The 4,964-nt window shown below is 69.2% G+C and carries 4 protein-coding genes and 1 pseudogene; 2 read left to right on the forward strand and 3 right to left on the reverse strand.

What is annotated here, in order from left to right; all coding sequences use genetic code 11:
- Window positions 1–92 precede the first annotated feature (92 nt).
- Both FV228_RS20115 and FV228_RS20120 read left to right on the forward strand, forming a co-directional pair.
- Window positions 93–2,036 (forward strand): cytochrome C oxidase Cbb3, encoded by a 1,944-nt coding sequence (locus FV228_RS20115; protein WP_147856239.1) that lies wholly within the window; start codon window positions 93–95, stop codon window positions 2,034–2,036.
- A gap of 20 nt (window positions 2,037–2,056) precedes the next feature.
- The gene (locus FV228_RS20120) at window positions 2,057–2,902 is read left to right on the forward strand and encodes an oxidoreductase (RefSeq protein WP_147856240.1); all 846 of its coding nucleotides are present in this window, start codon (window positions 2,057–2,059) and stop codon (window positions 2,900–2,902) included.
- Window positions 2,903–3,009: 107 nt separating this feature from the next.
- Here the strand turns inward: FV228_RS20120 and FV228_RS20125 are convergent, their stop codons facing one another.
- From FV228_RS20125 to FV228_RS34290, 3 genes and pseudogenes are all read right to left on the reverse strand, one after another.
- Window positions 3,010–3,579 (reverse strand): peptidase S14, encoded by a 570-nt coding sequence (locus FV228_RS20125; protein ID WP_147856241.1) that lies wholly within the window; start codon window positions 3,577–3,579, stop codon window positions 3,010–3,012.
- Window positions 3,580–3,606: 27 nt separating this feature from the next.
- Window positions 3,607–4,662, reverse strand: coding sequence for an aliphatic amidase (locus tag FV228_RS20130; protein ID WP_147856242.1), 1,056 nt, complete (start codon window positions 4,660–4,662; stop codon window positions 3,607–3,609).
- 204 nt (window positions 4,663–4,866) lie between these two features.
- Window positions 4,867–4,964, reverse strand: a pseudogene (locus FV228_RS34290) (zinc ribbon domain-containing protein); the annotation flags it as partial.

The raw sequence follows: 4,964 nt of genomic DNA on the forward strand, positions 1-4,964 counted from the left end.
GATGAACCTCGGCCGCGGATGCCCGTTGAACGCCGGCCGCCGATCCCCGCACGCCCGCGGGGCGGATCGGCCACGGACATCGAAGACCGTTCATGGGTTGGCCCCGCCGCATCCTCCTCGCCGCCGGCCTCGCGACCGTCGCGGCCGGTGTCACGATCAGCCTCGGGCGCTTCAGCTACGCGCCGATGCCCGACAGGGCCGACCTGCTCAACCCCGATCGCTACCCGATCCAGACCGCCTTCGACGTCCTCGGGCGCCGGGTCTCGCGTGCCGAAGCGGACCACCTCGACGGCACCGAGGCCGGCCGAAAGGAACTCTCGGCCGGGAGCGGCGCCGTGGCGATCGATCCCGCCATGGTCGAGCGCGGGCGGCAGGCGTTCTACCAGGAGACGTTCGGCAACGAGGTCTTCCTCACCGACGTGATGGGCATGCTCGATGGCGGCCTGACGCCCACCGCGGTTGCCCTCGCGGTCACCAAGCTCGGCGGGCAGGGCACCACCAACCTGCAGGTCGCCATGGCCCGGGACATGCGCGTCGGCGACCGCACCTACCGCACGGGCGAGCTGGTCCCCACCGGGCTCGACGTGCCGAAGGGCGGCGCGTTCATCATCGGGATCAAGACCTTCTCGGACCGGGGCCATCTGCGGATGGGCATCACCTGCGCGCTCTGCCACGCCGCGGTCGATCCCGGCACCGGCAAGGTCGTCGAGGGGGCGCCCAACACCGACCTCAATGCCGGGCTGCTGGTGGCCCTGGCCAAGAACTCGTCCGCCTACTTCATGCACGCCAGCGTGAGCCAGGCCGATCCCCCGCAGGCGGGTTCGGCCGGAGCCGGGCCGGCCCTGCCGGATGCCGAGGCCGTCGAGGCCGCCACCAAGGTCCAGGTCGCGAGCTGGCCGCCGGGCAGCTTCGATTCCTCGGCCGACCGGGTGACCAACCCGACCTCGATCCCGTCGAGTTTTTCCGCCCACGGCGAGCCGTACAGCTGGAGCGGGCGCGAGGCGGTGGGGCCGTTCGCCGGCCTGTCATCGCTCAACAACAACGTCCACGCCGCCAACTCCGATACGACCCAGCTCGCCGCCGCCGCGCCCTGGCTGTTCGGCATGGATGCGGAGACCTATCTCGGCATCGTCCTGCGCGGCGCGGCCACCGAGTCCTTCCGGTACACGCCGGGCGAATCCCGCAAGCCTTCGGAGGTCCTGCGCAGCGTCGATCCGACGCCGGCCTCGCCCGGGCTCAACAGCTACGCGGTGCTGCCGACCTATCCGGCGACCAACTACGTCACCGACAACGGACTGTTCACCTCGGTGCCGGGCGAGCCGGTCAACCACGCCAACAACGCCATGTCGGCGTTCCAGAACCTGCTTCACCCACCAACCGCACAGCAGGATCCCGCCGCCGTGAATGCGGGGCGCGCCGTGTTCGACAAGGCCGGCTGCGGCGCCTGTCATTCGGGCCCGGCGCTGACCAATCACCGGATCATCCCGGATGGCGAGATCGGCACCGAGCCGACCCGGGCCAGGGCCGGGGCCAAGATGGAGGCGCGGCTCTCGCCTCCCAGCCTGTTCGCCACCGATACGCCGTTCCCGCTCCCGGCCGATCCGGTGATCGTCCCGGTGCCGCTGGCCGGCGACAAGCTCGCCCAGGTTCAGCTTGCCTGGGGGCAGGGGGGAACCGAAGGCGGCTACAAGGTTCCGAACCTCGTCGGCCTGGCCTGGACGGCGCCCTACCTGCACGATTCCGGCATCGCGGTCGGCCCCGATCCGGCGACGCAGCGCGGCGTTTCGGGCACGGTGTACCGCGGCATCGCCCCCGATCCTTCGAACAGTCTGCGTGCTCTGATCGACCGTGACCTGCGGGCTCAGGTGATAGCGGCGAACAAATCCTCGGATACGGCGCGCATCGCACGCGTTACCGGCGAAGGACACGCGTACTGGGCCGACGCCGCCTCCGGCGTCGCGCGGCCGGACCAGGACGCACTGATCGCCTACCTGCTGTCGATCGACACCCTGACCGAGCCGGCGGCGACGCCCTGATCCGAACGGGACACACCAGCATGCCCAACGCCCAACCGGTCTGGTTCATCACCGGCTGCTCCACCGGCTTCGGCCGGGAACTCGCCAAGCTGGTCATCGCCCGGGGCTGGCGGGCGGTGGTGACCGCCCGCGACCGGGCCAAGGTCGCCGACCTGGCGGAGGGCGCCCCCGACCAGGTCCTGGCGCTCTCGCTGGACGTCACCGACGCGAGCCAGATCGCCCAGGCGGTCAGCGAAACGTCAAAGACATTCGGGCGGATCGACGTCCTCGTCAACAACGCCGGCTACGGCTACCAATCCTCGATCGAGGAGGGCGAGGACGACAAGATCCGCGCCCAGTTCGACGCCAACGTGTTCGGCCTGTTCGCCCTGACCCGGGCGGTGCTGCCGGTGATGCGGGCGCAGCGCTCCGGCCATGTGCTCAACGTGACCTCGGTTGCGGGCTTCGTCGGCTTCCCGGCCTCGGGCTATTACGCCGCCACCAAGCACGCCGTGGAAGGGTTCTCCGACGCGCTCAGCGCCGAAGCCGGCCCGCTCGGCATCCGGGTCACCTGCATCGAGCCGGGCCCGTTCCGCACCGACTGGGCCGGGCGCTCCCTGATCCAGACCCCCAGCACCATCGCCGACTACGCCGAGACCGCGGGCGCCCGCCTGAAGGCCACGTCCGAGAAGAGCGGCACCCAGGCCGGCGACCCGGTCCGGGCCGGCGAGGCGATGATCCGGGTGACCGAGATCGACAACCCGCCGCGCCACCTCGTGCTCGGCGCCTGGGGTTACGAGGCGGTCACGACCCGGCTGAATCAGCGGATCGCGGAAATCGAGGCGTGGCGCGCGACGAGCTTGGAGGCGGATTACCCGGAGGGGTGAACGTCGTCGCGACCGCACCAACGTGGTCGCAGGAGGGTTGATACGGCTTCGGGGCGGATCGCGCGTTCGACGCCGGCGTCGCGATGCAAGGTCGACGGCAGGCCTGCTCAGATCACCGCCTCGATCAGCCCCCGCGACCGCGCCTCGTCCGCTTCGAGATACCAATTGGCCGGCGCCTTCTCCAGCACCTCGTCGAGGGTCACGTCCGAGCCCTGGATGAGATTGGAAAACCCCTCGTTCTGGATCACGATCGAGCACTCGATCTCGTGGAGGGTCGCCTTCACGGCGGCGATGCAGGTGGTGAGCGGCCCCTGGACCTGGAGCTGCTTGTTCATCTTGCGCTCGTGGATCATCAGCCGCGTGCCCCGGGTGAGATAGCGGTTCGGCCGGGCGAAGAAGCTCATGAAGGTCGTGCCGGCCGAGTAGATCGCGGCCTTGCCGAGGAAGACGAACCGTCGGTCCGGGCTCATCTCGGTGTGGTAGCGGATGTCCTCGCCCATCATCCGGGCGACCTCCGGGTCGCCGCCAAGCGTCGAGAGCTCGATCACCACGATCTGCCGGTCGCCGGCCTCGGCGAACTGGCGGCGGAAATCCTTGTACATGTCGTAGTCGACCGGGCCCGACAGCAGCACCGCGGGGCTGCGGAACGCGGTCGGGCCGAGGGGCGTGGTGTCCATGGGGGCCTGTGATCCGTTGCTGGGGTCTCAGCGCACCGGGTCGGGCGCGCCTTCGCCTTTGCCGACGAACGGGATGCCCGCGATCGGGCATTCCTCGGTGCCGACAGAGTGCCGGGTAATGGCCCGAACGGCGTCGCGGGTTCCGTCGGGATCCTCGATCCAGCGCCGGTAGAACTCGTAGGGGCATTCCGACAGGCCGTGCCGGTTCTCCTTGGAGTTGATCATGCCGGTGTAGCCGCGGTGGAGCAGCTTGAAGAGGTGGTTCTCGGATTGGCCGTGGGCGCGCGAGTCCCGGATCAGGAATTTCGACAGGGCGGCGTACTGGATGCCCATCTCCTCCTCGCCGCACTCGCCGAGCGTGCGGCCGTCGAAGCCGATGATCGCCGAGTGGCCGAAATAGCTGTAGACGCCGTCGAAACCGGCGGCATTGGCCACCGCAACGTAGGTGTTGTTGGCGAACGCCATCGCCTTCGACATCAGGATCTGCTGTTCCTTGGCCGGGTACATGTAGCCCTGGCAGCGGATGATCAGCTCGGCCCCGCGCATGGCGCAGTCGCGCCAGATCTCGGGATAGTTGCCGTCGTCGCAGATGATCAGGCTGATCTTGAGGCCCTTCGGCCCGTCCGAGACGTAGGTGCGGTCGCCAGGATACCAGCCCTCGATCGGCGTCCAGGGCATGATCTTGCGGTACTTCTGCACGATCTCGCCCTGGTCGTTCATCAGGATCAGGGTGTTGTAGGGGGCCTTGTTCGGGTGCTCCTCGTGGCGCTCACCGGTGAGCGAGAACACGCCCCAGACCTTGGCCTCCCGGCAGGCGGCGGCGAACACCTCGGTCTCCGCCCCCGGCACGGACGAGGCGGTCTCGTACATCTCGGCGGCGTCGTACATGATGCCGTGAGTGGAGTATTCGGGGAAGATCACGAGGTCGAGCCCGGGCAGGCCGGTCTTCATGCCGACGATCATCTTGCCGATCGCCTTGGCGTTCTCCAGCACCTCGGCGCGGGTATGAAGGCGGGGCATCTTATAGTTCACGACGGCGACGCCGACGCTGTCCTGGCTGGACGAGATGTCTCCGTGCATCATGGCGTGGGTTCCTCCTGGCTTGCGATCTCCCTCCCCCCTCTGCGGGGGAGGGTGGCCCGGCCGTCAGGCCGGGTCGGGAGAGGGGAGCGACGTGTCCGGAAAGGTCGTGACGGGCTTCACGTCCTGAACCGTCGCGCTGCCCCTCTCCCGCCCCGCATCCGCGGGGCACCCTCCCCCGCAGAGGAGGGGAGGGTGGCTGGTAGTTCAGTGGCTGATCATCCAGGGCCGCGCGCTCGGGAAGCTCTTGGCCGCAGCGGGGGCCGAGGCCGTCTTCTTCGGAGAGCAGCAGCCGCAGCCGGCGC

It is taken from the genome of Methylobacterium sp. WL18, assembly GCF_008040015.1.
Lineage (GTDB): Bacteria > Pseudomonadota > Alphaproteobacteria > Rhizobiales > Beijerinckiaceae > Methylobacterium > Methylobacterium mesophilicum.

What these genes read in the sequence shown, in the direction of transcription:
- FV228_RS20130 (WP_147856242.1), bottom strand. Translation starts at nt 4,662, where the DNA reads ATGATGCACGGAGACATCTCGTCCAGCCAGGACAGCGTCGGCGTCGCC.
- FV228_RS20120 (WP_147856240.1), top strand. Translation starts at nt 2,057, where the DNA reads ATGCCCAACGCCCAACCGGTCTGGTTCATCACCGGCTGCTCCACCGGC.
- FV228_RS20115 (WP_147856239.1), top strand. Translation starts at nt 93, where the DNA reads ATGGGTTGGCCCCGCCGCATCCTCCTCGCCGCCGGCCTCGCGACCGTC.
- FV228_RS20125 (WP_147856241.1), bottom strand. Translation starts at nt 3,579, where the DNA reads ATGGACACCACGCCCCTCGGCCCGACCGCGTTCCGCAGCCCCGCGGTG.